Annotated in this window: 23 protein-coding genes; 18 read left to right on the top strand and 5 right to left on the bottom strand. The window is 69.5% G+C overall.

The genetic code is table 11. From position 1 onward, the window contains the following. Window positions 1-16: 16 nt before the first annotated feature. The 4 genes from tadA to LWW96_RS17160 form a co-directional block, all read right to left on the bottom strand. Window positions 17-1,420, bottom strand: a complete 1,404-nt coding sequence (gene tadA, locus LWW96_RS17175; protein WP_291489075.1) for a tRNA adenosine(34) deaminase TadA — start codon at window positions 1,418-1,420, stop codon at window positions 17-19. Between the two features lie 88 nt (window positions 1,421-1,508). Continuing rightward, complete coding sequence (locus LWW96_RS17170) at window positions 1,509-1,763, bottom strand: hypothetical protein (RefSeq protein ID WP_291489074.1); 255 nt, start codon at window positions 1,761-1,763, stop codon at window positions 1,509-1,511. A 133-nt stretch (window positions 1,764-1,896) separates the two neighbouring features. Beyond that, on the bottom strand, window positions 1,897-3,012 hold the full coding sequence (locus tag LWW96_RS17165; RefSeq protein ID WP_291489083.1) for a branched-chain amino acid ABC transporter substrate-binding protein: 1,116 nt from the start codon (window positions 3,010-3,012) through the stop codon (window positions 1,897-1,899). Between the two features lie 266 nt (window positions 3,013-3,278). After that, window positions 3,279-3,953 (bottom strand): hypothetical protein, encoded by a 675-nt coding sequence (locus LWW96_RS17160; protein ID WP_291489073.1) that lies wholly within the window; start codon window positions 3,951-3,953, stop codon window positions 3,279-3,281. 155 nt (window positions 3,954-4,108) lie between these two features. On the opposite strand from LWW96_RS17160, the gene LWW96_RS17155 reads away from it, so the two are divergent. The 3 genes from LWW96_RS17155 (at window position 4,109) to LWW96_RS17145 (ending at window position 9,949) form a co-directional block, all read left to right on the top strand. After that, the gene (locus tag LWW96_RS17155) at window positions 4,109-6,112 is read left to right on the top strand and encodes a U32 family peptidase (protein WP_291489072.1); all 2,004 of its coding nucleotides are present in this window, start codon (window positions 4,109-4,111) and stop codon (window positions 6,110-6,112) included. A gap of 125 nt (window positions 6,113-6,237) precedes the next feature. Next, on the top strand, window positions 6,238-7,272 hold the full coding sequence (locus tag LWW96_RS17150) for a sodium:calcium antiporter (RefSeq protein WP_291489071.1): 1,035 nt from the start codon (window positions 6,238-6,240) through the stop codon (window positions 7,270-7,272). A gap of 7 nt (window positions 7,273-7,279) precedes the next feature. Next, entirely contained in the window at window positions 7,280-9,949 is a 2,670-nt protein-coding gene (locus tag LWW96_RS17145; RefSeq protein WP_291489070.1) for a cation-translocating P-type ATPase, read from the top strand. A 25-nt stretch (window positions 9,950-9,974) separates the two neighbouring features. Here LWW96_RS17145 and cobA read toward each other — a convergent pair whose 3' ends face one another. Then, on the bottom strand, window positions 9,975-10,805 hold the full coding sequence (gene cobA / locus LWW96_RS17140) for a uroporphyrinogen-III C-methyltransferase (RefSeq protein WP_291489069.1): 831 nt from the start codon (window positions 10,803-10,805) through the stop codon (window positions 9,975-9,977). Between the two features lie 204 nt (window positions 10,806-11,009). Between cobA and LWW96_RS17135 the strand changes: the two genes are divergently transcribed. From LWW96_RS17135 to LWW96_RS17065, 15 genes are all read left to right on the top strand, one after another. After that, window positions 11,010-12,731, top strand: a complete 1,722-nt coding sequence (locus LWW96_RS17135; RefSeq protein ID WP_291489068.1) for a nitrite reductase — start codon at window positions 11,010-11,012, stop codon at window positions 12,729-12,731. A gap of 163 nt (window positions 12,732-12,894) precedes the next feature. After that, a complete protein-coding gene (locus tag LWW96_RS17130; RefSeq protein ID WP_291489067.1) occupies window positions 12,895-13,218 on the top strand; it encodes a c-type cytochrome in 324 nt (107 codons plus the stop codon). A 46-nt stretch (window positions 13,219-13,264) separates the two neighbouring features. Then, the gene (locus LWW96_RS17125) at window positions 13,265-13,582 is read left to right on the top strand and encodes a cytochrome c (protein ID WP_291489082.1); all 318 of its coding nucleotides are present in this window, start codon (window positions 13,265-13,267) and stop codon (window positions 13,580-13,582) included. Continuing rightward, complete coding sequence (locus LWW96_RS17120) at window positions 13,579-14,772, top strand: cytochrome D1 domain-containing protein (protein ID WP_291489066.1); 1,194 nt, start codon at window positions 13,579-13,581, stop codon at window positions 14,770-14,772. Before LWW96_RS17125 ends, LWW96_RS17120 begins: the two co-directional genes overlap by 4 nt. 1 nt (window position 14,773) lies before the next feature. Continuing rightward, entirely contained in the window at window positions 14,774-15,778 is a 1,005-nt protein-coding gene (locus LWW96_RS17115) for an Lrp/AsnC family transcriptional regulator (protein WP_291489065.1), read from the top strand. Beyond that, the gene (locus LWW96_RS17110; protein ID WP_291489064.1) at window positions 15,771-16,259 is read left to right on the top strand and encodes an Lrp/AsnC family transcriptional regulator; all 489 of its coding nucleotides are present in this window, start codon (window positions 15,771-15,773) and stop codon (window positions 16,257-16,259) included. Before LWW96_RS17115 ends, LWW96_RS17110 begins: the two co-directional genes overlap by 8 nt. Next, window positions 16,240-16,737, top strand: coding sequence for an AsnC family transcriptional regulator (locus LWW96_RS17105; protein ID WP_291489063.1), 498 nt, complete (start codon window positions 16,240-16,242; stop codon window positions 16,735-16,737). Before LWW96_RS17110 ends, LWW96_RS17105 begins: the two co-directional genes overlap by 20 nt. After that, window positions 16,724-17,962, top strand: coding sequence for a heme d1 biosynthesis radical SAM protein NirJ (nirJ, locus tag LWW96_RS17100; RefSeq protein ID WP_291489062.1), 1,239 nt, complete (start codon window positions 16,724-16,726; stop codon window positions 17,960-17,962). Before LWW96_RS17105 ends, nirJ begins: the two co-directional genes overlap by 14 nt. Window positions 17,963-18,044: 82 nt before the next feature. Continuing rightward, window positions 18,045-19,637, top strand: coding sequence for a nitrite reductase (locus tag LWW96_RS17095; protein ID WP_291489081.1), 1,593 nt, complete (start codon window positions 18,045-18,047; stop codon window positions 19,635-19,637). Window positions 19,638-19,648: 11 nt separating this feature from the next. Continuing rightward, the gene (locus LWW96_RS17090; RefSeq protein ID WP_291489061.1) at window positions 19,649-20,224 is read left to right on the top strand and encodes a cytochrome c oxidase subunit 3 family protein; all 576 of its coding nucleotides are present in this window, start codon (window positions 19,649-19,651) and stop codon (window positions 20,222-20,224) included. An 8-nt stretch (window positions 20,225-20,232) separates the two neighbouring features. Beyond that, complete coding sequence (locus tag LWW96_RS17085) at window positions 20,233-20,505, top strand: cytochrome C oxidase subunit IV family protein (RefSeq protein WP_291489060.1); 273 nt, start codon at window positions 20,233-20,235, stop codon at window positions 20,503-20,505. Between the two features lie 193 nt (window positions 20,506-20,698). Next, window positions 20,699-21,133 (top strand): cytochrome c, encoded by a 435-nt coding sequence (locus tag LWW96_RS17080; protein ID WP_291489059.1) that lies wholly within the window; start codon window positions 20,699-20,701, stop codon window positions 21,131-21,133. A 15-nt stretch (window positions 21,134-21,148) separates the two neighbouring features. Then, window positions 21,149-22,585 carry a cbb3-type cytochrome c oxidase subunit I gene (locus LWW96_RS17075; protein WP_291489058.1) on the top strand — a complete coding sequence of 479 codons (1,437 nt, stop codon included), beginning with the start codon at window positions 21,149-21,151 and terminating at the stop codon, window positions 22,583-22,585. 22 nt (window positions 22,586-22,607) lie between these two features. Next, window positions 22,608-23,417, top strand: a complete 810-nt coding sequence (locus LWW96_RS17070) for a CbbQ/NirQ/NorQ/GpvN family protein (protein ID WP_291489057.1) — start codon at window positions 22,608-22,610, stop codon at window positions 23,415-23,417. 37 nt (window positions 23,418-23,454) lie between these two features. Next, the gene (locus LWW96_RS17065; protein WP_291489056.1) at window positions 23,455-24,534 is read left to right on the top strand and encodes a 4Fe-4S binding protein; all 1,080 of its coding nucleotides are present in this window, start codon (window positions 23,455-23,457) and stop codon (window positions 24,532-24,534) included. Window positions 24,535-24,662: the final 128 nt, after the last annotated feature.

Raw genomic sequence — 24,662 nt, 5'->3', positions numbered from 1 at the left:
GCCGCCGCGGAATGCATCAATCGGCGAAGTATTCCACAGCGTGCCGTGCAACGGCCTCGCCGTGCTCTTGCACGAAGTGGCCGGCCTGGGGCAGCACCAGCGGCTCGGGGCAGCCACGCACCTGGGCACGCAGCGCCTGCATCGCCGGCGGGCCCAGCACCGGGTCTTGCGCGCCCACGGCCAGCAGGCTGCGGCCTTGCCAGGCGTGCGCCCAGAACTGCGCGGCTGCGCGCGACACCGCGGCCCCGGGGTCGGTGGGCAGCGCGGGCACCCGCTGCGGAAAGGCGCGCAGGGCGGCGCGGTAGCCCGCGTCCGGAAACGGCGCGTCATACGCCGCGCATTCGTCGGTGCTCAAGTGCGGGTTGCCGCGCGCCAGCAGCCGGCCCACGCCGTACAAAGGCTTGCGGCGGCACAGGTCGCGCCAGTCCACAAAGCCCTGCGACAGCGGCGCCTCGCCCGTGGCCAGCAGCGTGTTCATGGCCAGCAGGCCGCGGTAGCGCTGCGGGGCGGCCATCGGCAGGGTCAGGCCCAGGATGCCGCCCCAGTCCTGCACCACCAGCACCACGCGCTGCAGGTCCAGCCGCTCCACCAGCTCCAGCAGCACCTGGCGGTGCGTGTCGAACGTGTGGAAGGCCTCCTTCTTGGGCTTGTCGCTTTTGCCAAAACCCACCAGGTCGGGCGCCACCACGCGGTCGCCCGCGGCCAGCCAGACGGGCAGCATCTTGCGGTAGACATAGCTCCAGGCCGGGTTGCCGTGCAGGCACAGCCAGGTGCGGGGCGCGTCGCGCGGGCCTTCGTCCAGGTAGTGCAGGCGCAGGCCCGCCAGGGCGGGCAGGTCGCTCACATAGTGCGGCGCCCAGGGATAGCCAGGCAACCGGGCAAAGCGGGCCTCGGGCGTGCGCAGGGCGTCGTCGCGCAGCGGATGGGCGGCCAGGGCCTGCTGGCGCTGGGCGCGGCGGCGCTGCTGGAAGAACGTGCTCAGGGCCAAGCCGCATTCATCGGCCAGCACGCCGCCTTCCACGGCGGTCTGGTGGTTCAGGCGCGGCTCGGCAAACAGGTTCAGCACCGAGCCGGCCACGCCCGTCTTGGGGTCGGGCGCGCCAAACACCACCCGGCCCACGCGCGCGTGCAGCATGGCGCCGGCGCACATGGCGCAGGGCTCCAGGGTCACGTACAGCGTGCAGCCCTCCAGCCGGTAATTGCCCAGGTGCCGGGCTGCCGCGCGCAGCGCTGCGATCTCGGCGTGGGCCGTGGGGTCGTGGCCTTGCACGGGCGCATTGCGGCCGGTGGCGATCACCTGGCCATCCTGCACCACCACCGCCCCCACGGGGACCTCGCCTTCGGCGCCGGCCTGCTGGGCCTGCGCCAGTGCCTGGCGCATCCAGTGGGCGTCGTCCAGCGGGGATGGGGTGAAAATCATGCTATAACTTTTATAGCTTCCAGCGCTTTACACATCAGCGCCAGAGGCCAATTTCGCTTGAAAAAATAGGGCAGCGCGCTCGCGGTGGCTACTTGGCGCCTTCCTCGTCCGGCATGGGGCGGGCCTGCTGCAGGATGCCTTCCACCTGCTGCTGGATCTGCTGGCTTTGCTGCTGCACGTTGCCGCCGGGCTGCACGGCCAGGGGCTCGGAGGCCGCGTTGGCCGCAGCGGCGGGCATGTTGCCGGGGGCACCGTTGCGCAGGGCCGATGTCTGCTTGCGGGCCAGCACACCCACGATGGCCAGCACCACGACCAGCCCCACCAAGCCCAGCATTGCGCGCATTCCCCAGCCCTCCTTGTCCGTGTTCTGCCGGCCTCCCCATGGGCCGGCGCACGGCCCGACTGTAAAGGCAAACGGCCGCACAAGGCGGCCGTTGGGGGGCGCTTCCGCGGGAAGCGGCCGAGGGGCTGTGAGGTCAGTTCAGCGCCACGCGGTTGCCGTCCTGGTAGGTGTACAGCGTCACGGCCGGCGTGGTCAACTCGCCGCGGGAGGTGAAGGCGATGTTGGCCGTCACGCCCTTGTACTCGGTCTTGGCCAGGAAGGGGGTGAACACCTTGGGGTCCACCGAGTTGGCGCGCTTCATGGCGTCGGCCAGCACCATGGCGGCGTCATAGGCGTAGGGGCTGTAGATCTGGAACTGGCCCGGGAACTTGGCGTCGTAGCGCTTCTTCCAGTCGGAGCCGCCCTGCATCTTGTCCACCGAAGCACCGCCGGTGGCACAGGTCACGTTCTTGAGGGCGGGCGTCTTGCCGGCCAGTTCCGGCAGCTTTTCCGTGCACAGCGCATCGCCGCCAAAGAACTTCGCGTTGCCCAGGCCCAACTGCTCCATCTGGCGCAGCATCGGGCCGGCCTGGGCGTCCAGGCCGCCGTAGAAGATCGCATCGGGCTTCTTGTTCTTGATGGCCGTGAGGATGGCCATGAAGTCGGTGGCCTTATCGTTGGTGAACTCCTCGGCCACCACCTTCAAGCCCTTTTGCAGCGCGGTGGCCTTGAACACCGACGCCACGCCCTGGCCGTAGGCGGTGCGGTCGTCAATGATGGCCACCGTCTTGAGCTTGAGGTGGTCCGCGCCGAACAGTGCCAGCGCGGCGCCCAGCGCGTTGTCGTTGGCGATGAGGCGGAAGGTGGTCTTGTGGCCGGGCTTGGTCAGGTCGGGGTTGGACGCCGACGCGGTGATGTGGGGCAGGTCGCATTTGGCATAAATGGCCGATGCGGGGATGGACGTGCCGGACTGCAGGTGCCCGACCACGCCCGCCACCTTCTGGTCGCACAGCTTCTGCGCCACGGCCGTGGCCTGGCGCGGGTCGCCCGCATCATCTTCGGCAGCAATCTCGAATTTGATCTTCTTGCCGCCGATCACGAGGTTCTGGGCGTTGAGGTCGTCAATGGCCATGCGCACGCCGTTTTCCGTGTCCTTGCCAATGTGGGCAATGCCGCCCGAGACCGGGCCGGCATGGGCAATCTTGACGGTTTGCACATCCTGCGCCACAGCGGCCGTGGCCGCAGCCGCACACACCGCGGCAGCAGCCAGCTGCACCAGGGACAAGGACAACGAGGGGGAACGCAGGCGGGAAGCACGAAACACGATGAGGTCTCCGGAGAATGAAGGACAAGGCCAGGCGCACCAGTTTGGAGCGCAAACCTTCCTATCGTAGCCACCGCATGCACCGCAATGCAGCAATCAATATGTAAACTTAGTAATTTGCTGCGCCATTAACCGGGCTAATGGTCGCGCAGCGCCGCGGTCCTGGCGCGGGTCGCCTTTCGCACGGTTTTGGGGCGGCCCAGCGCGGACCGTCAGCCCTTCGCGATCCGCAGCTTGAAATGCGTGAAGGGAAGCACCGCTTCCGGCGCGTCCCGCGGCACCCGCTCCTCCACGCAGCCGGTATCGTTGGGGGTGACGAAATGCGGCCCGATCCCCGCCAGGGCCACGCGGTGCGAGCCCGTCCAGTCCCACCCCCATCCGCTGCCCGTCACCTCGCCCTCGAACAGCACGGGACCCAGGAGGCTGATGCCCTGGTGGATGGTGATGCGCAGGGTGTCGGCCAACGGACCCGCGCGGTAGCCCGCCAGGATGCGGACGGTGAAGACCGGCGTCTGGGCCGGGTCCAACGTGGCGCCCGACGTGTTGGCCACCGCCACCAGGCTCGGCATGGCCGTGCCGTTCCAGCGCTCGGCCATGACGGCGCCGTCCGCAAAGACGATGAAACCGCGGGCCTCGGCCAACAGGTTCTGCCCGTGGCGCAGCACCGGGCCGCAGTGCGGGTTGTAGCTGCCCTGGCCGCCGGTGCAATCGAGCGCAAAGACCATATGGTTGGCGCCCTTGGAGTAGAACCACGAGCAGTCCACGGTGCAGACCACCTCGCAATGCCGTGCCGCGTCGGTGCTGGTGCGGGTGGGCAGGTAGACGAAGTCGAGGTCGTTGATGGCCAGGCTCAGCTGGGTGGGCTTTCGGGAATGCAGAGCGCTCATCGGGTTCCTTTCGGTCTGCGGCGGCCGGACGCGGCCCACTGCCTCGTTGGCGGCTTTGTACCAGACCCCACGCGCAGCAGGGCCAGCGCCCCCTGAACCTTCCAATGCCCCCTCCCCCGCCCTGCGGAATGGCGAAACTGAAATAATCGCGCCCCATGTCCCTCCTGCCCCACCAGCTCGAACTCCTCTCGCCCGCGCGCGATGCCGACATCGGCATCGAAGCCGTCAACCACGGTGCCGACGCCGTCTACATCGGTGGCCCGGCCTTTGGCGCGCGGGCCGGCGCAGGCAACGACCTCCGGGACATCGAGCGCCTGGTCAAGCATGCGCACCGCTTCAACAGCCGCATCTTCATCACGCTCAACACCATCCTGCGCGACGACGAGCTGGAGGCCGCGCGCCAGATGGCCTGGCAGGTGTACGAGGCCGGCGCGGACGCGCTCATCATCCAGGACATGGGCCTGCTGGAAATCGACCTGCCGCCGATCCAGCTGCACGCCAGCACGCAGACCGACATCCGCACGCCCGAGAAGGCGCGCTTTCTGCAAGACGCTGGCCTGTCGCAGATCGTGCTGGCACGCGAGCTGACGGTGCAGCAGATCGCAGCAGTCCACAAGGCCCTGGGGCCGGTGGATGCGCCCGGGCGGGCCAACATCGAGTTCTTCATCCACGGCGCGTTGTGCGTGGCCTACAGCGGCCAGTGCAACATCAGCCATGCGCAGACGGGCCGCAGCGCCAACCGCGGCGACTGCAGCCAGGCCTGCCGCCTGCCCTACCAGGTGACGGATGCGCAGGGCCGCTTCATCGCGCACGACAAGCACGTGCTGTCGATGAAGGACAACAACCAGAGCGACAACCTGCGCGCCCTCATCGACGCGGGCGTGCGCAGCTTCAAGATCGAAGGGCGCTACAAGGACATGGGCTATGTGAAGAACATCACCGCCCACTACCGCACGCTGCTCGACGCAATCCTCGAAGAGCGCGAGGCCGAGGGCCGGCCGCTTTCCCGCTCGTCCAGCGGGCGCACCACCTTCACCTTCACGCCCGACCCGCTGCAGAACTTCAACCGCGAGTTCACCGACTACTTCGTCACCGGCCGCAAGCAGGACATCGGCGCCTTCGACAGCCCCAAGAACCCGGGCCAGGCCATCGGCTGGGTCACCAAGGTGGGGCCTGACTTTGTCGAGCTGGAAGTGAGCGACCCCGCCACCGTGCTGCACAACGGCGACGGCCTGTGCTACTACGACCTGCACAAGGAGCTGGTGGGCATGGCCATCAACGTGGCCGAGCCCGTCTCCGCACGCAGCTTGACCCAGTGGCGCGTCTACCCCAAGGACCCCGTGGAGGGCTTCAAGGACCTGCGCAAGGGCACCGAAGTCAACCGCAACCGCGACATGGACTGGGTGCGCACGCTGGAGAAGAAATCCAGCGACCGCCGCATCGGCCTGTGGGCGCACTTGAGCGAGACGCCATCAGGCTTCAGCCTCACCCTGACCGATGAGGACGGCAACGTAGGCACGGCCTCTGTACAGCAGCCCCACCAGAGCGCCACCGATGCCGCCAAGGCCGAGGCCAGCCTGCGCGAGCAGCTGGGCCGCTTTGGCGCCACGGTGTTCGCGGTGCATGACATCGCGCTCTCGCTGTCGCAGCCCTGGTTCGTGCCCGCCTCGGTGCTCAACGCGCTGCGCCGCGACGCCGTGGCCGCGCTGGAGGCCGAGCGCGCCCGCAACTTTGCCCGCCTGCCGCGCGCCACGCCGGTGGAGCCGCCGGCGCCCTATCCGGAGGACACGCTCTCCTTCCTGGGCAATGTGTTCAACCACAAGGCGCACGACTTCTACGTGCGCCACGGCGTGAAGGTGATCGATGCCGCCTACGAGGCGCACGAGGAGGAAGGCGAAGTCAGCCTCATGATCACCAAGCACTGCGTGCGCTTTTCCATGAGCCTGTGCCCCAAGCAGGCCAAGGGCGTGACGGGCGTGCAGGGCACCATCAAGGCCGAGCCCTTGATGTTGATCAACGGCAAGGAGAAGCTGACCTTGCGCTTTGACTGCAAGCCCTGTGAAATGCACGTGGTGGGCAAGATCAAGCGCCAGGTGCTCAACCAGGCCCGCGAAGCCCCCCTCACCTTCTACAAAGCCCGGCCGCACAACGCGCACTGATGCATTGGCATTGCGGCCCCCTGACCGCCACGCCCATGCCTTCACCTTCAACCTGCCCCTCCGCTTTTTCCGGCGCCCTGGCAGCCGCCGGCACTTGGGGCAGCGCCATGCGGAGGGTGCGGTAGATGCCGGCGCTTGCCGCCTGGCTCCAGTTTGCGGTCTGCGCCGTTCTGATCGGTGCTGCCGGCTACCAGCTGTCGCGCAACGGCGATGCCATTGCCCAGCACACCGGGCTCTCAGGCAGCTGGATCGGGCTGACCTTGGTGGCCAGCGTCACGTCGCTTCCCGAGCTGGCCACGGGCATCACCAGCGTCACCATCGCCCAGACCCCCAACCTGGCCGTCGGCAATGCGCTGGGCAGCTGCGTGCTCAACCTCGCTTTCCTGGTGGTCATCGACCTGCTGCACCGGCCGGCCCCGGTGTGGACGCAGGCGGCACACAGCCATGTGTTGGCAGGCGCGTTTGGCGTGGTGTTGCTGGGTTTCCTGCTGCTGGGTCTGGTGGTGGGGCAGCTGGGCGCATCGGCCAGCCCGGCGGCGCAGCGCAGCGTGGGCCTGCTCACGCCCGTCATCCTGCTGCTCTACCTGGTCGCCATGCGCACCGTGTTCGCATATGAACGCGCCCACCCCAGCCCGCCGCGCGGGGGCGAAGCGCTGCACGGCCTGCCCCCGGCCGCCCTGCCCAGCCTGCGCCAGGCTTGCGCACGATTCGCCGTCGCAGCGGCCATCGTGGTGGGCGCCGGCATGTGGCTGCCGTTTGCGGCGGTCGATCTGGCCGCCGCCATGGGCTGGAACCGCAGCTTCGTGGGCAGCTTGTTCATGGCCCTGGTGACCACGCTCCCCGAGCTGGCCGTCACACTGTCGGCGATGCGCCTGGGCGCGCTCGACATGGCCATTGGCAACCTGCTGGGCAGCAACCTCTTCAACATGGCCATCGTGGCCATTGACGATGTGTTCTATCGCCCCGGCGATCTGCTGGCCCATGTGTCACCCGTGCACGCCATCACGGCAGCATCGGCCGTGGTGATGATGGGGCTGGCCGTGGTGGGGCTGTTCTTTCGCCCGCACAAACGCCTGCTGCGTACGGTCGGCGCGGTCAGCGTGGGACTGGCGGCGGTCTACCTGCTCAATACCTACGTGGTCTATCTGTACGGAAGCTGAATTGCCCATGGCGCCCCAGCACCCCCACCTACGCCCTGCGCACGACGTGGCACGCGACCACGGCGTCGACCCGCAGCATGGCCTGCATGCGGATGAGGCCCAGCGTCGCAGCGCCGCCCACGGGGCCAACGAACTCGCGTCCAGCCAAGACCGCCCCTGGTGGCGTCTGCTGGCCGACCAGTTCAAGGATTTCATGGTGCTGGTGCTGCTGGGCGCCGCCGTCATCTCGGGGCTGGTGGGCGAGGTCACCGACACGCTGGTCATCCTCATCATCGTGGTGCTCAACGCCGTCATTGGCTTCGTGCAAGCCTGGCGCGCCGACCAGGCCATGGCGGCACTGCGCCAACTGGCCGCCGCCCACGCCACGGTGCTGCGCAGCGGCGCCGTGCAGGTGGTGTCTGCCACGGAGCTGGTGCCGGGCGACATCGTGCTGCTGGAAGCGGGCAACCAGATTCCGGCCGACCTGCGGCTGATCGAGATTGCGCAGCTGCAGGTGGATGAGTCGGCCCTCACGGGCGAATCCGTCACCGTGGCCAAGCAGACCGAGGCCCTTGCCGCGCAGGACGCGGGGGCGCTGGGCGACCGCACCAACATGGCGTTCAAGGGCACCACGGCAACCCACGGGCGCGGCCGGGGCGTGGTGGTGGCCACCGGCATGCGCACCGAACTGGGCAAGGTCGCCACCCTGCTGGACACGGCCGACTGCAGCACGCCGCTGCAGCGGCGGCTGGCCGCCTTTGGCAAGCGGCTGGCGCTGGCGGTGCTGGGCATTTGCGCCGTGATCTTCGTGGTGGGCGTGCTGCGCGGCGAGGCGCCGCTGCTCATGGCCCTCACCGCCATCAGCCTGGCCGTGGCGGCGATCCCCGAGGCGCTGCCCGCCGTGGTCACGGTGCTGCTGGCCCTGGGCGCGCGCCGCATGGTCGCGGTGCATGCGCTGGTGCGGCGCCTGCCGTCGGTGGAGACGCTGGGCTCGGTCACCACCATCTGTTCGGACAAGACCGGCACCCTCACGCAGAACCGCATGCATGCCGAGCTGCTGGTGGCGCACGGCGTGCGCTGGGTGCCCGGCGATCCCCTGCCCGGGCCGGCCCACGCCGAGGCCCTGCGCGCCGCCGCGCTGTGCAACGACGCCACGCTGCAGGCGCAGGACGGTGGCGGCACACCTGGCGCCCACTGGCTGGGCGACCCCACCGAAACCGCGCTGGCGCTGGCCGCCCACGCGGGCGGCCTGGACAAGGCCCAGCTTGACGCGCGCAGCCCCCGTGTGCAGGAGCAGCCGTTTGACTCCGACCGCAAGCGCATGACCACGTTCCACCGCAGCGCGCCCGGCTTTGTGGCCTACACCAAGGGCGCGCCCGAGTCCGTGCTGCCCCGGTGCACCACCCACTGGACGCCCGAGGGCGCCGCGGCACTGGATGCCGCCAAGGTCCTGGCCATGGCCCAGCAGCTCGCCGCCCAGGGTCTGCGGGTGCTGGCGCTGGCCCGCCGCAGCCACGACCGGCTGCCGGACACCAACGACATCGACGCGGTGGAAAACCAGCTGGAGCTGCTGGGGCTCATCGCCCTCATCGACCCGCCGCGTGCCGAGGCGCAGGCGGCGGTGCGCGACTGCCTCAGCGCCGGCATCACCCCCGTGATGATCACCGGCGACCACCCGGCCACGGCCCGCGCCATTGCGCACCGCCTGGGCATTGTGGGCAGCAGCGATGCGCCCGTGCTCACCGGCGCCGAGCTGGCCTTGCTGGACGACGCCGCGCTGCAGGCCAAGGTGGAGCAGGTGCAGGTCTACGCCCGCGTGGACCCGGCGCAGAAAATCCGCATCGTCGAGGCGCTGCAGGCCCGGGGCCACTTCGTGGCGATGACAGGCGACGGCGTGAACGACGCCCCGGCCCTCAAGCGCGCCGACATCGGCGTGGCCATGGGCCAGGGCGGCACCGACGTGGCGCGCGAGGCATCGAGCCTGGTGCTGCTGGACGACAACTTCGCCACCATCGTCGCGGCGGTGCGCGAGGGCCGCCGCATCTACGACAACATCCGCAAGTTCGTGCGCTACGCCATGACGGGCAACTCGGGCGAGATCTGGACCATCTTCCTCGCGCCGCTTTTGCTGCTGCCGATTCCCCTGCTGCCCATCCACATCCTGTGGGTCAACCTCGTCACCGACGGCCTGCCGGGCCTGGCGCTGGCGGCCGAACCGGCCGAGCGCGGCATCATGCAGCGCCCGCCCCGCGCACCGCGCGAGAGCCTGTTTGCCCACGGCATGTGGCAGCACATCCTGGGCGTGGGCCTGCTGATCGGCGGGCTGTGCCTGGCCGTGCAGGCCTGGGCGCTGCACACCGGGCACGCGCACTGGCAGACCATGGTGTTCACCGTGCTCACGCTGGCACAGATGGCGCATGTGATCGCCATCCGCTCAGAATCCGAACCCCTCTGGAAGCTGGGGCTGCTGAGCAACCGACCGCTGCTCTACGCCGTGCTGCTCACCTTTGCCCTGCAGCTGGCCACCATCTACGTGCCCTGGCTGAACCCGCTGTTCAAGACCGAGCCCCTGTCAGCCGGCGAGCTGGCGCTGTGCATCGGCGCGGCGCTGGTGGTGCTGGTGGTTGTGGAAATTGAAAAGGCCTGGCGGCGCGGGCGCAGCGGGCAGACGTCGGCAGACCCGGCGCTGGACGCCTGAGCGGGGCCGCGAAAGACCGGCCAGCTCAGCGAGGGCGGGCGTCGAGCACTCCGCCCTGCGCCAAGGCCGGCTGCAAAGCCACCACCCCGCCCACGATGATCAGGGCCGGCGCCTTCACGCCGTGGCGGGCCGCCAGCGCCGGCAGCGATGCGACCGTGCCGGTGAGGGTGCGCTGGCCGGGCAACGAGGCGCGCTCGACGATGGCCGCCGGCGTGTCCGGCGGCAGGCCGTGCGCTGCCAGCTGCGCGCAGAGGGTGGGCAGCGTGGCCACGCCCATATAGAACACCACGGTCTGGCGCTTGCGCGCAAGCAGCGGCCAGTCCAGCGCCGTGTCGTCGTCCCCGCGCAGGTGGCCCGTGGCGAGCACCAGGGTGCCCGCGTGGTCACGGTGCGTGAGCGGAATGCCCGCGCACGCACCCGCCGCCTGGGCGGCCGTGATGCCGGGCACCACGTCAAATGGAATGCCCGCACGGGCCAGCGCCTGCGCCTCTTCGCCGCCGCGGCCGAAGATGTAGCAGTCCCCGCCCTTCAGGCGCACCAGCGGGCGTCCACCGCCTGCCAGCCGGCACATCAGCGCAATGATGTCCTCCTGCGGCAGCGTGTGGCGCGAGGACTCCTTGCCCACGTAGATGCGCTCCGCGCTGTCGGGCACCAAGGCCAGCACCGCTTCGCCCACCAGGTGGTCGTAGAGCACCAGGCCGGCCTCGCGCAGCACGCGCGCGGCCTTCACCGTGAGCAGGTCCGGGTCGCCCGGGCCGGCGCCGACCAGCGTCACGCGGCCCGGCGGTACCGGCGGGTTCCCGGCCCCGTTGGGCGTGGGCGTCTTCAGCCATTGGGGGTCGTCCATGAAGCTCATGTGGTGGCTCGCAGTGGTTGTGTGGGGTGGGCCCATGGTCGGGCAGGCCGGGCGGCGCGTCCTTGAACCAGTTCAAGGACAGCCCGCACCGCCCGCAGGACCATTGCCGCACCCGCAGTCACGAAGGACAGCCGTGGCGCGGGTCGGAGGGCGCAGCCGCATCCACCGCCAACCATTCGCTGCCCATGACGCAGAGGACCGATGATGAAAGCAATCAAGACCGTCCAGCACCTGGCCCTGGCAGCCCTCGCAATGGCTGCGGCCACGGCGATGGCACAGGCAGGTAAGGGAGTCTCGCAACCCGAAATGAACTACCAGGCCGGCGGCTCCCCTCTGGTGAACGAGCCCATGCACCAGAGCAACAACCCCAAGGCCCCGCCCATGACGGCGGCCGAGTTCGAGAAGGCGCGCCAGACCTACTTCGAGCGCTGCGCGGGCTGCCACGGCGTGCTGCGCAAGGGCGCCACGGGCAAGCCGCTCACGCCCGACATCACCACCGCAAAAGGCACGGATTACCTCAAGGTGTTCATCTCGTACGGCTCGCCCGCGGGCATGCCCAACTGGCTCACCTCCGGCGAGATGAACGAGCAGGAAGTGGACCTGATGGCCCGCTACATCCAGCACGAGCCGCCAACACCGCCGGAATTCGGCATGGCCGACATGAAGAAGACCTGGAAGGTCATCGTCGAGCCCAAGGACCGCCCCAAGAAGAAGCTCAACAACTACAACATCGAGAACATCTTCTCGACCACGCTGCGCGACACCGGCGAGGTGGCGCTGATCGACGGCGACACCAAGCAGATCATCAACATCGTGAAGACCGGCTACGCCGTGCACATCTCGCGGCTGTCGGCCTCGGGCCGCTACCTGTTCGTGATCGGCCGCGATGCCAAGATCAACATGATCGACCTGTGGATGGAAAAGCCCGACAACGTGGCCGAGATCCGCGTGGGCCTGGAAGCCCGCTCGGTGGACACCTCCAAGTTCAAGGGCTACGAGGACAAGCTGGCCATCGCGGGCAGCTACTGGCCGCCCCAGTACACCATCATGGACGGCGACACGCTGGAGCCCAAGAAGATCGTGAGCACCCGCGGCATGGTGGTGGGCACGCAGGAATACCACCCCGAGCCGCGCGTGGCTTCCATCGTGGCTTCGCACTTCAAGCCCGAGTTCGTGGTGAACGTGAAGGAGACCGGCAAGACGCTGATGGTGGACTACTCCAACCTCGACGCGCTCAAGGTCACCGAGATCGGCTCCGCCCCCTTCCTGCATGACGGCGGCTGGGATTCCAGCAAGCGCTACTTCATGGTGGCCGCCAACAACAGCAACAAGATCGCCGCCATCGACGCCAAGGAAGGCAAGCTGGCCGCCATCACCGAGGTGGGCAAGATCCCCCACCCCGGCCGCGGCGCCAACCTGCTGCACCCGAAGTTCGGCCCCGTCTGGGCCACGGGCCACCTGGGTGACGACACGATCTCGCTGATCGGCACCGACCCCAAGAAGCACAAGGAATACGCCTTCAAGGAAGTGGCCAAGCTGACCGGCCCCGGCGGCGGCGCGCTGTTTATCAAGAGCCACCCCAAGAGCACGCACCTGTACTCGGACGCGCCGCTCAATCCGGACCCGAAGATCTCGCAGTCCATCGTGGTCTACGACATCAAGGACCTCGACAAGGGCTTCGTGACCTTGCCGGTGGCCGAGTGGGCAGGCCTGAAGGACGACGGCGCCAAGCGCGTGGTGCAGCCGGAGTTCAACAAGGCCGGCGACGAGGTCTGGTTCTCGGTGTGGAGCGCCAAGAACAAGGAAAGCGCGCTGGTGATCGTGGACGACAAGACGCTGACGCTCAAGGCCGTGATCAAGGACCCGCGCCTGATCACGCCCACGGGGCACTTCAACGTCTACAACACGCAGCACGACATCTATTGATGCCCCCCTGAGTCGCCTGCGGCGCCTTCCCCCCGAGGGGGACGCCGCCAGGGGCCTGGCGAAGCCAGATCCCCGGCGGCTGCTGGTCTCAGGCCGCGCGGGTGCGTAGGCAGATGACAGTGTTTGGCGCCCAGGCAACCCATCCCAATCACAGGAGCAAACGATGAGACACCATCCCGCAGGGCCTCTGGCCCTTGCTGCAGCCCTGGCGCTTTGCGCCGGTGCCGCCAGCGCCGCCTCTCCCGAAGAAGCCATGAACAAGGCGGGCTGCATGGCCTGCCATTCCAAGGACAAGAAGCTGGTCGGGCCGGCGTTCAAGGACATCGCGGCCAAATACAAGGGCAAGGACGTGACGGCGCAGCTGGTCGACAAGGTGCGCAAGGGCGGCTCCGGCGTGTTCGGGCCGATACCGATGTCGCCCAACGGGCCGGACAAGATCGACGATGCCGACCTGAAGGCCGCGGTCGAGTTCATTCTGAAGTCTTAGAAAGCCTGCCGTGCATGCAGTCGCACTGACCGGCCTGCTGGGCGCCCTGGCCTGCGCCGGGGCCCTTGCGCAGGCCCCGGCGCCCACCACACCGCCCGAACGCCAGCGCGCACTGGTGCGCATGGTGCGGCAGGACTGCGGCTCGTGCCACGGCATGTACCTCACCGGCGGGCTGGGCCCGCCCCTCACGCCTGCGGCCCTGGCGGACAAACCCGTCTCTTCCATGGCCGCCACCATTTTTCACGGCCGCCCGGGCACGCCCATGCCGCCCTGGCGCACCTTTGTCACCGAAGCCGAGGCCCTGTGGATTGCCGAACAGCTGGCCGGCGGCTTCCCTCCGTGGCCTCCACGCACCTCGCCATGAAACGACGCCCCCTTCTCCTCGGCCTGGCGGCACTGCCACTGCTGGCCAGCGGCTGCGCCACATTGCAGCCGCCCGAATCCCCCCTCATGGGCACGGGCGACCTGGGCCTGGTTGTGGAGCGGGCCACCGGCGCGGTGCTGCTGGTCAACACCACGCACCGCTCCGTGCTCGCCCGCATCGGCGGGCTGGGCGATCTGTCGCATGCCTCGCTGGTGTTCTCGCGCGATGGCCGCCACGCCTACGTGTTTGGCCGCGACGGCGCACTCACGCGCATCGACCTGCTAACCCGGCGCATCACCGCGCGCGAGCAGCAAGCAGGCAACTCCATCGGCGGCGCCATCAGCGCCGACGGCACGCTGGTGGCCGCGCAGAACTACACGCCCGGCGGCGTGAAGGTGTTTGACGCCGCCACCCTCGCGTTGCGGGCCGACATCCCGGCGCTCACGGCCGACGGCCAGCGCTCGCGTGTGGTGGGCCTGGCCGACCTGCCCGGGCGGCGCTTTATCTACAGCCTGTTCGATGCCGACGCGATCTGCATTGCCGACTGCACCGACCCCGACCGGCCGCGCGTGACGCGCATCGACGGCATCGGCCGCCAGCCCTACGACGCCCTGGTCACGCCCGATGGCCGCCACTACATCGCCGGGCTGTTTGGCGAAGACGGCCTGGCGCTGGTGGACACCTGGGCCGAGCAGCCCGTGGCCCGCTGCATCCTGGCGGGCTATGGCCGCAGCCAGCAGCCCCTGCCCGTGTTCAAGATGCCGCACCTGCGCGGCTGGGCCGTGGCCGGGCGCCATGCCTACCTGCCCGCCATCGGCCGCCATGAGGTGCTGGTGGTGGACACCGCCACGTGGGAGGAAGTCGGCCGCATCCCTGTGGCCGGCCAGCCCGTGTTCGTGATGGCGCGGCCCGACGGCCGCCAGGTGTGGGTGAACTTTGCCGTGCCCGACTACCACCGCGTGCAGGTCATCGACACCGTGGCGCAGCGCGTGGCGGCCACGCTGCAGCCCGGCAAGGCCGTGATGCACATGGAGTTCACCCCGCGCGGGGAGTCGGTGTGGATCAGCTGCCGCGATGACGACAAGGTGGTGGTGCTGGACACCGCCACCCTGGCCACCCAGGCCACGCTGCCGGCCCAGGCACCCAGCGGCATCTTCTTGACGGCGCGCGCGCAGCGCATGGGGTTCTAGCATGGTGCCGACAAGCCCCACGCACGACCTGCCCCTGCTCAACACCTGGCAGCGCGGCTTTCCGCTGCGCCCCGCGCCGTTCGACGCGCTGGGCCAGGCGCTGGGGCGGCCTGCGGGCGATGTGATCGCAGCCTGCCAGCGCCTGCAGGCGGCCGGCATGCTCGGCCGCATCGGCGGCGTGTTCGCGCCCGGTGCGGGCGGTGCCGGTCTGCTGGCCGCCATGGCCGTGCCGCGCGAGCGGCTGGAGACCGTGGCCGCCGCCGTCTCGCGCCACCCGGGCGTGAGCCACAACTACGAGCGCGAGAACGCGCTGAACCTCTGGTTCGTGGCCAACGCCGCCACGCCGGCCGCGCTGGAATCACTGCTGGCGCAGATCGAGCACGACACGGGCCTCACGGTGCTGCGCCTGCCCATGCTGCAGCCCTACCGCATCGACCTGTCGTTCGACCTGGCGCAGCCCGGCGCCGCCGCGGGCGGCATCACCCGCAGCGCCACCCGGCCCGTGGCCCCGCGCGAAACCGGCCTGGCGGCCCTGGCAGAGCAAGGCCTGCCGCTGGTGCCGCGGCCCTTTGACACCTGGGCCGACGCGCTGGGCTGGACCACGGGCGACGTGCTGGACACCCTGTCGCGCTGGCTGGCCCAGGGCACCCTGAGCCGCTTCGGCATGGTGGTGCGCCACCACGAGGTGGGCTACACCGCCAACGCCATGACCGTGTTCGACGTGCCGGACGACGAGGTGGACGCCTGCGGCGCGCGGCTGGCCTGCCAGCCCGGTGTCACCCTCGCCTACCGGCGCGCCCGCGCGGCACAGTGGGGCTACAACCTGTACTGCATGGTGCACGGGCGGGAGCGCGGCGAAGTGCTGGCCCTGGTGCAGCAAGCCGCGCAGCACGCTGGCATGGCCCACCACCGGCGCGAGGTGCTGTTCTCGCTGCGCCGCTTCACGCAGCGCGGCCCGCGCAGGTTCGCCGCCGCCCCCGCCACGCAGGAGGCCACCCATGCTTAGACACGCCCAGCTGCAACTGGTGGACTACCTGCACGGCGGCTTTCCGCTGGTGGACCGGCCCTTTGCCGCCGTGGGGCAGGCGCTGGGCTGGAGCGAGGACCAGGTGATCGAAAGCCTGCACCAGCTGCTTGCCAGCGGCGTGCTCACCCGCTTCGGGCCGCTGTTCCAGATCGAGCGCGCCGGCGGCCAGTTCATGCTGGCGGCGCTGGCGGTGCCGCCCGAGCGCTTTGACGACGTGGCCCTCCTGGTGAACGCCCTGCCCGAGGTGGCCCACAACTACCGCCGCGACCACCCGCAGCTGAACATGTGGTTCGTGCTGGCCGCCGAGTCGGCCGAGGGCGTGGCCCGCGCCGCGCAGCGCATCGAGCAGGCCACGGGCCTGCCGGTGTTCCAGTTCCCCAAGGAGCACGAGTACCGCGTGGAGCTGCGCCTGCCGCTGCTGCCCGCCGAAGGAGACCGCCATGGCCCTGGACGCCTTTGACCGCGCCCTCATCGCTGCCGTGCAAAGCGGCCTGCCCCTGGTTGCGCGCCCGTACGAAGCCGTGGGCGCCATGCTGGGGGTGGACGGCGAGCGCGTGCGCACGCGGCTCGCTGCCATGCTGGACGAGGGCCTGGTGCGCCGCATTGGCGCCGTGCCCAACCACTACCGCCTGGGCTTCACCGCCAACGGCATGAGCGTGTGGGATGTAGCGGACGACGAGGTGGACGCGCTGGCGCGCCAGGTGGCCCAGCTCACGGGCGTGAGCCACTGCTACCGCCGCGCACGGCACCTGCCCGCGTGGCCCTACAACCTGTTCGCCATGCTGCACGGCCGCTCGCGCGAGGAGGTGCAGCGCCAGGCCGATGTGGTGGCCGCACTGCTGGGCCCGGCCTGCCGCGCGCACGACATCCTCTACTCCACAGCCATCCTCAAAAAGACGGGACTCCGTCTGAAAGGCTCCCACGATGTTCAGGATTAGCCAATACCTGCGCGAAATCGCCGCCGCCGAGGCGGCCGGCGCCCACCCGGCCGTGCGCAGCCGCCCGCCCAAAGGCCCGCAGGGCCCGGTCGTGATCTGGAACCTGATCCGGCGCTGCAACCTCACCTGCAAGCACTGCTATGCCCTCTCGGCCGACCACGACTACGCGGGCGAGCTGACGCGCGAAGAAGTGTTTGCGGTGATGCGCGACCTGCGCGCCTATGGCGTGCCGGTGCTCATCCTCTCCGGCGGCGAGCCGCTGATGCGGCCGGACATTTTCGACATCGCCGCGCGGGCGCGGGACATGGGCTTCTACACCGGCTTGTCCACCAACGGCACGCTGATCGACGCGCCCCTGGCCGACCGCATTGCGGCCATGGGCTTCGACTACGTGGGCATCAGCCTGGACGGCCTGCGCGACACCCACGACCGCTTCCGGCGCATGCAGGGCGCGTTCGACCGGAGCCTGAACGCCCTCAAGCTGTTGCGCGACCGCGGCGTGAAGGTGGGCATGCGCTTCACGATGACAGCGATGAACGCGCACGACCTGCCCGCGCTGCTAGCGCTGATGCGCGAGGAGCGCATCGACAAGTTCTACTTCTCGCACCTCAACTACGCGGGGCGCGGCAACATCCACCGCGGCAAGGACGCACAGTTCCAGGCCACGCGCGCGGCGCTCACGCTGCTGTTCGAGCGCGCCTGGGAGGCCGCGCAAGCGGGCCTGGCCGAGGAGTACGTGACGGGCAACAACGATGCCGACGGCCCCTTCCTGCTGCGGTGGGTGCAGGCGCACCTGCCGCAGTGGGCGCCCGCGCTGGCGCAGCGCCTGGCCGCCTGGGGCGGCAACGCCAGCGGCCTGAACGTGGCCAACATCGACAACCTGGGCCAGGTGCACCCCGACACCATGTGGTGGCACCACACGCTGGGCAATGTGCGCGAGCGGCCCTTCTCGGCCCTCTGGAGCGACACGTCGGACCCGCTGATGGCCGGGCTCAAGCAGCAGCCCCGGCCGGTGCAGGGCCGCTGCGCTGAATGCCGCTACCTGGCGCTGTGCGGCGGCAACACCCGGGTGCGCGCCCAGCAGCTGACGGGCAACGCCTGGGCCGAAGACCCGGGCTGCTACCTCGAAGACGAAGAGATCGGCGTGCACACCGCCCCCGGCAGCGCGCCGCACGGTGCGCGCCAACGCATCACCATCCCCATCCGGGAGCAAGCCCATGCCTGAAGCCCTTGCAACGCCCCCGCGCCGCTGGCGCACCTGGCTGGCTGGTGCGGCCCGCGCGGCCCTGGTCGCAGGCCTGTGCTGGATGGGATGGGACCTGGCCCTGGCGCAGCAGGCCGGTCCAGGCCCCGCTGCCAACGCCACCACCAACGCCGCCAGCCTCTTTGCCACCCACTGCGCCAGCTGCCACGGCGCGCAGCGCACGGGCGGCATGGGCCCGGCCCTGCTGCCCGAAAGCCTGGCGCGGCTGCCCGCCGCCGAGGCGCTGCGCGTCATCGCCCAGGGCCGCACGGCCACGCAGATGCCCGCCTTTGCCGGCACGCTCTCGCCCACCGAGATCCAGGCGCTTGGCGCCTTTGTCCGCACTCCGGTGCTGCCCGCGCCGCGCTGGACGGAGGCGGACATCCGCGCCTCGCGCGAGTTCCATCCCGCACCGGATGGCGAGCCGGCCACGCCGCTGTGGCAGGCCGACCCGATGAACCTCTTCGTGGTGGTGGAAGGCGGCGACCACCATGTGAGCCTGCTGGACGGTGACCGCCTGGAGGTCATCACCCGCTTTGCCAGCCGCTTTGCGCTGCACGGCGGGCCCAAGTTCTCGCCAGACGGCCGGTACGTGTACTTCGGCTCGCGCGACGGCTGGATCACCAAATACGACCTGTACCGCCTGCGGGTGGTGGCCGAGGTGCGCGCAGGCCTCAACATGCGCAACGTGGCCGTGAGCGGCGACGGGCGCTGGGTGATGGCCGCCAACTACCTGCCGCACACGCTGGCCCTGTTCGACAGCGACCTGCAGCTGGTGCGCACCTACGACGCGCGCACGCTGGACGGCCAGCGCAGCTCGCGCGTGTCGGCGGTATACGACGCCGCGCCGCGCAAGAGCTTTGTGGTGGCGCTCAAGGACATTCCGGAGATCTGGGAGATCTCGTACGACCCCGAGGCCGCCCCCATCCACGACGGCCTGGTGCACGACTACAAGATGGGCGAGGCCATTGCCAAGCCCGGCTACCTGGGCGTGCGCCGCACGCCGCTGGATGAGCCGCTGGACGATTTCTTCTTCGACCAGAGCTACCGCCACGTGCTGGGCGCCACGCGCCCCAAGGACGCAGCCCCGGCCGCTGCGCAGGATGGCAAGACCGCCGCCGCGCCGGCCACCGCCCAGGTGGTCAACCTGGACGTGCGCCGCAAGATCGCCGACCTGCCCATTGCCGGCATGCCGCACCTGGGCTCGGGCATCACCTTTGCCTGGCGGGGCACGACGGTGCTGGCCTCGCCCAACCTGCAGGGCGGCAGCATCGACGTGATCGACATGAAGACGTGGAAGCCGGTGGCCAGCATCCCCACGCCGGGGCCGGGCTTCTTCATGCGCAGCCATGAAAACACGCCCTATGCCTGGACGGACTCGATGATGAGCGCCACGGCCAAGGACACGCTCACCATCATCGACAAGGCCACGCTGCAGCCCGTGGCCACCGTGCGCGAGCCCGGCAAGACCCTGGCGCACATCGAGTTCACGCGCGACGGCCGCCTGGCGCTGGCCAGCGTGTGGGAGATGCAGGGCGCCCTCATCGTGTACGACGCCGCCACGTTCAAGGAAGTCAAGCGCCTGCCCATGAGCAAGCCCGTGGGCAAGTACAACGTGTGGAACAAGATCACACGCTCGGAAGGGACTTCGCATTGAGCGGCGCGGCAATGTCCCGGGCCAGCGCCGCACCGCCGCGCCTGGTGGGCGATCTGGTGGTGTGGCTGCTGGTGCTGGCCGAGCTGCTCACCTTCGGCATCCTGTTTGCGGCCTTTGCCTTTGCGCGCCTGCGCGAGCCCGCGCTGTTCGCGGCAGGCCAGGCCACGCTGGACCTGTCCACAGGCGCCACCAACACCGTGCTGCTGGTGTCCGCCAGCTGGTGCGCGGCGCGCAGCGTGCAGGCCGTGCGGGCGGGCCGCTCGCGCCAGGGGGCACGCTGGCTGCTGGGCGCGCTGGCGTGCGGCTGCGGCTTTCTGCTACTCAAGAGCCTGGAGTACGCGCACAAGTGGCGCGAGGGCATCGACGTGGCCGAGAACACGTTCTACCTGCTGTACGTGATGCTCACGGGCTTTCACTTCCTGCACGCCGCCGTGGGCTGCATCATCTTTGCCGTGCTGTGGGCGCCCACGCGGCGCGGGGCCTACGGGCCGCAGCAGTGCCACGCCCTGGAGACGGGCGCCGTGTTCTGGCACATGGTGGATCTCTTGTGGATGGTGCTCTTCCCCCTGGTCTACGTGCTGCGATAAGGATCTGGATGAAACACCCCCACCGCCGCACCAACGCCATCTGGCTGGCCCTGCTGGCCGCCACGGCCCTCACCACCTGGCTGGGCGAACGCGCCGGCGCGCAAGGCCTGGGCGCCGGCGCGGCCGTGGTGGTGATGGCCCTGTCCGCCGGCAAGGGCTGCCTCATCGTGCTGGACTACATGGAGCTGCGCCACGCCCCCGCGCTGTGGCGCCGGCTGCTGCTGGGCTGGCTGGCCGCCGTGGTGCTGCTGGTGCTGGCGGCGACCCTGTGGCCGCAGTAGCCCGCCACCGTCTGCGTCATTTACTATCAAATCAATAGCTGCTTGCGCTTGCTGCACAAGCGCTAGAGGCCATTTTTGCTCAAAAAATCCGCGCGGCGGGCCCGGGGGCAGCTGCGCATTCCTTGAACCGGTTCAAGGAAAAAAGCCGAGCAAATTGGGAGGATATAGCCGTCCATTTCAAGGAGGGCTTCGAATGAGCCAATCACACAGCGGGTTCACCAAACAGATGGCCCGCAACATGTTCTACGGGGGCACGGTGTTCTTTGCCCTGCTGTTTGCCGCCATTGTGTTTGACAGCGAGCGCCGCATCCCCGAGCGCTCCAACGCCCAGGCCATCACCCCGGCCGTGGTGGCGGGCAAGAAGATCTGGGAGACGCGCAACTGCATCGGCTGCCACACCCTGCTGGGCGAAGGCGCGTACTTTGCGCCCGAGCTGGGCAACGTGGTCCAGCGCCGCGGCCCGGACTTCATCAAGGCATGGATCAAGGCCCAGCCCACGGGCGCGCCGCACCGCCGCCAGATGCCGCAGTTCAACCTCACCGACCAGCAGCTCGATGACCTCGTGGAGTTCCTCAAGTGGACGGGCGAGATCAACACCGAGAAGTGGCCACCCAACATCGAAGGCTGAAGAGGGACCGACACCATGCACATTCCAACACTCAAGTACCAGAGCCAATCGGTCTCGAAGCTCTATTTCATCGCAGCCATGGCGCTGTTTGCCGGGCAGATCATCTTCGGCATCACGCTGGGCCTGCAGTACGTGATCGGGGACCTGTTCTTCCCCTACATCCCGTTCAACGTGGCGCGGATGGTGCACACCAACCTGCTCATCGTGTGGCTGCTGTTCGGCTTCATGGGCGCGGCCTACTACATGGTGCCCGAGGAGTCCGAGACGGAGCTGCACTCGCCGCTGCTGGCCAAGGTGCTGTTCTGGATCTTCCTCGTGGCGGGCGCGCTCACCATCGTGGGCTACCTCACGGTGCCCTACGCCAAGCTCGCTGAATTGACGGGCAACGATCTGCTGCAGACCATGGGGCGCGAGTTCCTGGAGCAGCCGCTGCCGACCAAGGTCGGCATCGTGATCGTGGCGCTGGGCTTTCTCTACAACATCAGCATGACGGTGCTCAAGGGCCGCAAGACCTCCATCTCGCTGGTGCTGCTGATGGGCCTGTGGGGCCTGGCGCTGATGTTCCTGTTCAGCTTCGTGAACCCGCACAACCTGGTGCGCGACAAGATGTACTGGTGGTTCGTGGTGCACCTGTGGGTGGAAGGCGTGTGGGAGCTGATCCTGGGCTCGCTGCTGGCCTACGTGCTGGTCAAGACCACGGGCGTGGACCGTGAGGTGATCGACAAGTGGCTCTACGTGATCATCGCCTTTGCGCTGATGACCGGCATCCTGGGCACGGGCCATCACTTCTACTTCATCGGCCTGCCCGGCTACTGGCACTGGATCGGCAGCATCTTCAGCGCCATGGAGCCCATTCCCTTCTTCATGATGACGGTGTTCGCCTTCAACATGGTGCAGCGCCGCCGCCGCGACCATCCCAACCAGGCCGCCGTGCTGTGGGCCGTGGGCACCGCCGTGCTGGGCTTCCTGGGCGCGGGCCTGTGGGGCTTCATCCACACGCTGAGCGCCGTGAACTATTACACCCACGGCTCGCAGATCACCGCCGCGCATGGCCACCTGGCCTTCTACGGCGCCTACGTGCTCGTGGTCATCACGCTCATCAGCTACGCCATGCCCACGCTGCGCGGGCGCATCGCCAACAGCACCAAGGCGCAGGCCGCCGAGATGTGGAGCTTCTGGATCATGAGCATCGGCATGGCCGTGATGGTGCTGGCCCTCACGGGCGCGGGCATCCTGCAGGTGTGGCTGCAGCGCATTCCCGAGACCAACGCCATGGGCTTCATGGCCACGCAGGACCAGCTCGCCATCTTCTACTGGGTGCGCATTGCCGGCGGCGTGACCTTCCTGCTGGGGCAGCTGCTGTACTTCACCAGCTTCTTCATCGGTGGCAAGCCGGTGACGGAAGAGGCCCTGTCGGGCGTTGCCGGCCGCAAGACGCCGCGCGCCGCGTGAGCCAAGCACACCGGAGGCTGCCATGGACCACAGTGACCTCTCCCACGTTGCCGCCGCGGCCCTGCCCTTCTATGCCGAGCAGGGCGGCGAGGCCGCGCTGTTCGAGCATGCCTGGCGCCAGCGCCTGCCGCTGCTCATCAAGGGGCCCACTGGCTGCGGCAAGACGCGCTTTGTGGAGCACATGGCCGCCCGCCTGGGGCGGCCCCTCATCACCGTGAGCTGCCACGACGACCTGGCCGCCGCCGACCTGGTGGGCCGCCACCTGCTGGGCGCACAGGGCACCGTGTGGGCCGACGGGCCGCTGGCGCGCGCCGTGCGCCAGGGCGCCATCTGCTACCTGGACGAGGTGGTGGAAGCCCGCAAGGACACCACCGTGGTGCTGCACCCGCTGGCCGACGACCGGCGCGTGCTGCCCATCGAGCGCACCGGCGAACAGCTGGTGGCGCCGCCCGAGTTCATGCTGGTGATCTCGTACAACCCGGGCTACCAGAGCCTGCTCAAGAGCCTGAAGCCCAGCACCCGCCAGCGCTTCATCGCGCTGACCCTGGGCTACCCTGCCCCCGCGGTCGAGGAAGCCATCCTCCGCACCGAGGCCGGCGCCAGCCCCGCTCTGGCCGCCACGCTGGTGCGCCTGGGCACCGCCCTGCGCCAGCTGACCGACCAGGACCTGGAAGAAACCGCCAGCACCCGGCTGCTGGTGATGGCGGCCCGGCTGGCCGTCTCCGGCGTGCCGCTGCCGGCCGCCTGCCGCGCCGCCATCGTGGACGCGCTCACCGACGACGCCGACACCGCCGCAGCGCTGTGCGAGGTGGTGCAAGCCCTGCTGGGCTGAGCACTCCGCCCCCGCTTCTGGCCCATGCCCACGCCCCATGCAACGCCAGCGCCGCACGTTCCAGATCGCCTTCTTCGCGCTGTTCCTGCTGGCGCCGGCGCTGAACCTGCTGCGCTTTGACGTCACCGAGGTGCAGCTCTGGGTGCTGGGCCAGCGCTGGAGCCTGGGGATCGACGACTTCCGCCAGGGGCTGATCGGCCCGGGCGACATGGCCCTGCGGCTCTTCTTGCGGGCGCTGCTGCCGGCCGTGCTGCTGGTGGGCGGCTTCCTGGCCGTGGCGTGGCGCTACGGGCGCCTCTACTGCGGCTGGCTGTGCCCGCATTTCTCGCTGGTGGAGCTGCTCAACCACGTGCTGCAAAAGGCCTGCGGCCGCCTGTCGCTGTGGGACCGCAAGCCCACGCCGCGCCAGGGCCTCACGCCCCAGCGCCGCTGGTGGCCGGTGTTCGTGCTGCTGTCGGTGCTGATGGGCTTTGTGTGGGCCATCACTTTGCTCACCTACCTGCTGCCGCCGGCCGACGTGTGGGGCCGGCTGCTCACGGGCACCTCCACGCCGGGGCAGCTGCGGTTCCTCATCGCGGGCACGGTGGTCTTCAGCGCCGAATTCCTGCTGGCGCGGCACCTGTTCTGCCGCTATGGCTGCGCCGTGGGCCTGTTCCAGAGCCTGGTGTGGATGGCCAACCCGCGCGGCCGCGTGGTGGGCTTTGCGCGCGATGCCGGGCGCCAGACTGCAACACGCACCCAGCCCACGGCCACGGGGCTGGAGCCGGCCATTCCCGCCCACTGCCGCAGCTGCGACGCGCCCCACGGCAACGCCTGCGACCGCGCCTGCCCCATGCACCTGCCGCCGCGCCAGTTCAAGCGGCGCAAGTTCTCGTGCGTGCAGTGCGGGCTGTGCGTGCAGTCCTGCGAGGCATCGCAGGCCGCGCAGCAGCGCGAGCCCCTGCTGCAGTGGAGCATCGGTGTCGATGCCCTGCGCGAGTCGCTGCAGACCCGGCACGCCGTGGCCCTGGCCGAGCCCACGGCCGCGCCATCGCCCTCGGGCACCTCCCGCAACGCGGGCGTGCCCCCTTGCGCCGCGCCTGCGGCACCCCATGCGGCCCACGCCGCGGAGCACTGACATGGAAGAGTGGATCGGCCAGCAATGGCACCGCCTCGTCACCCGCTGGGCCGAGCCCGGCCACGCCGCCGCCGCGGTGTCGCTCGACGAAATGCGCAAGCCGCTGGGCCTGCTGCTGCGCTGCGGCG

The sequence above is a fragment of the Acidovorax sp. genome (genome assembly GCF_021287135.1).
Lineage (GTDB): Bacteria > Pseudomonadota > Gammaproteobacteria > Burkholderiales > Burkholderiaceae_C > Acidovorax.
The sequence above is the reverse complement of the archived record's forward strand: the minus strand, read 5'-3'. Positions and strand labels throughout refer to the sequence as shown.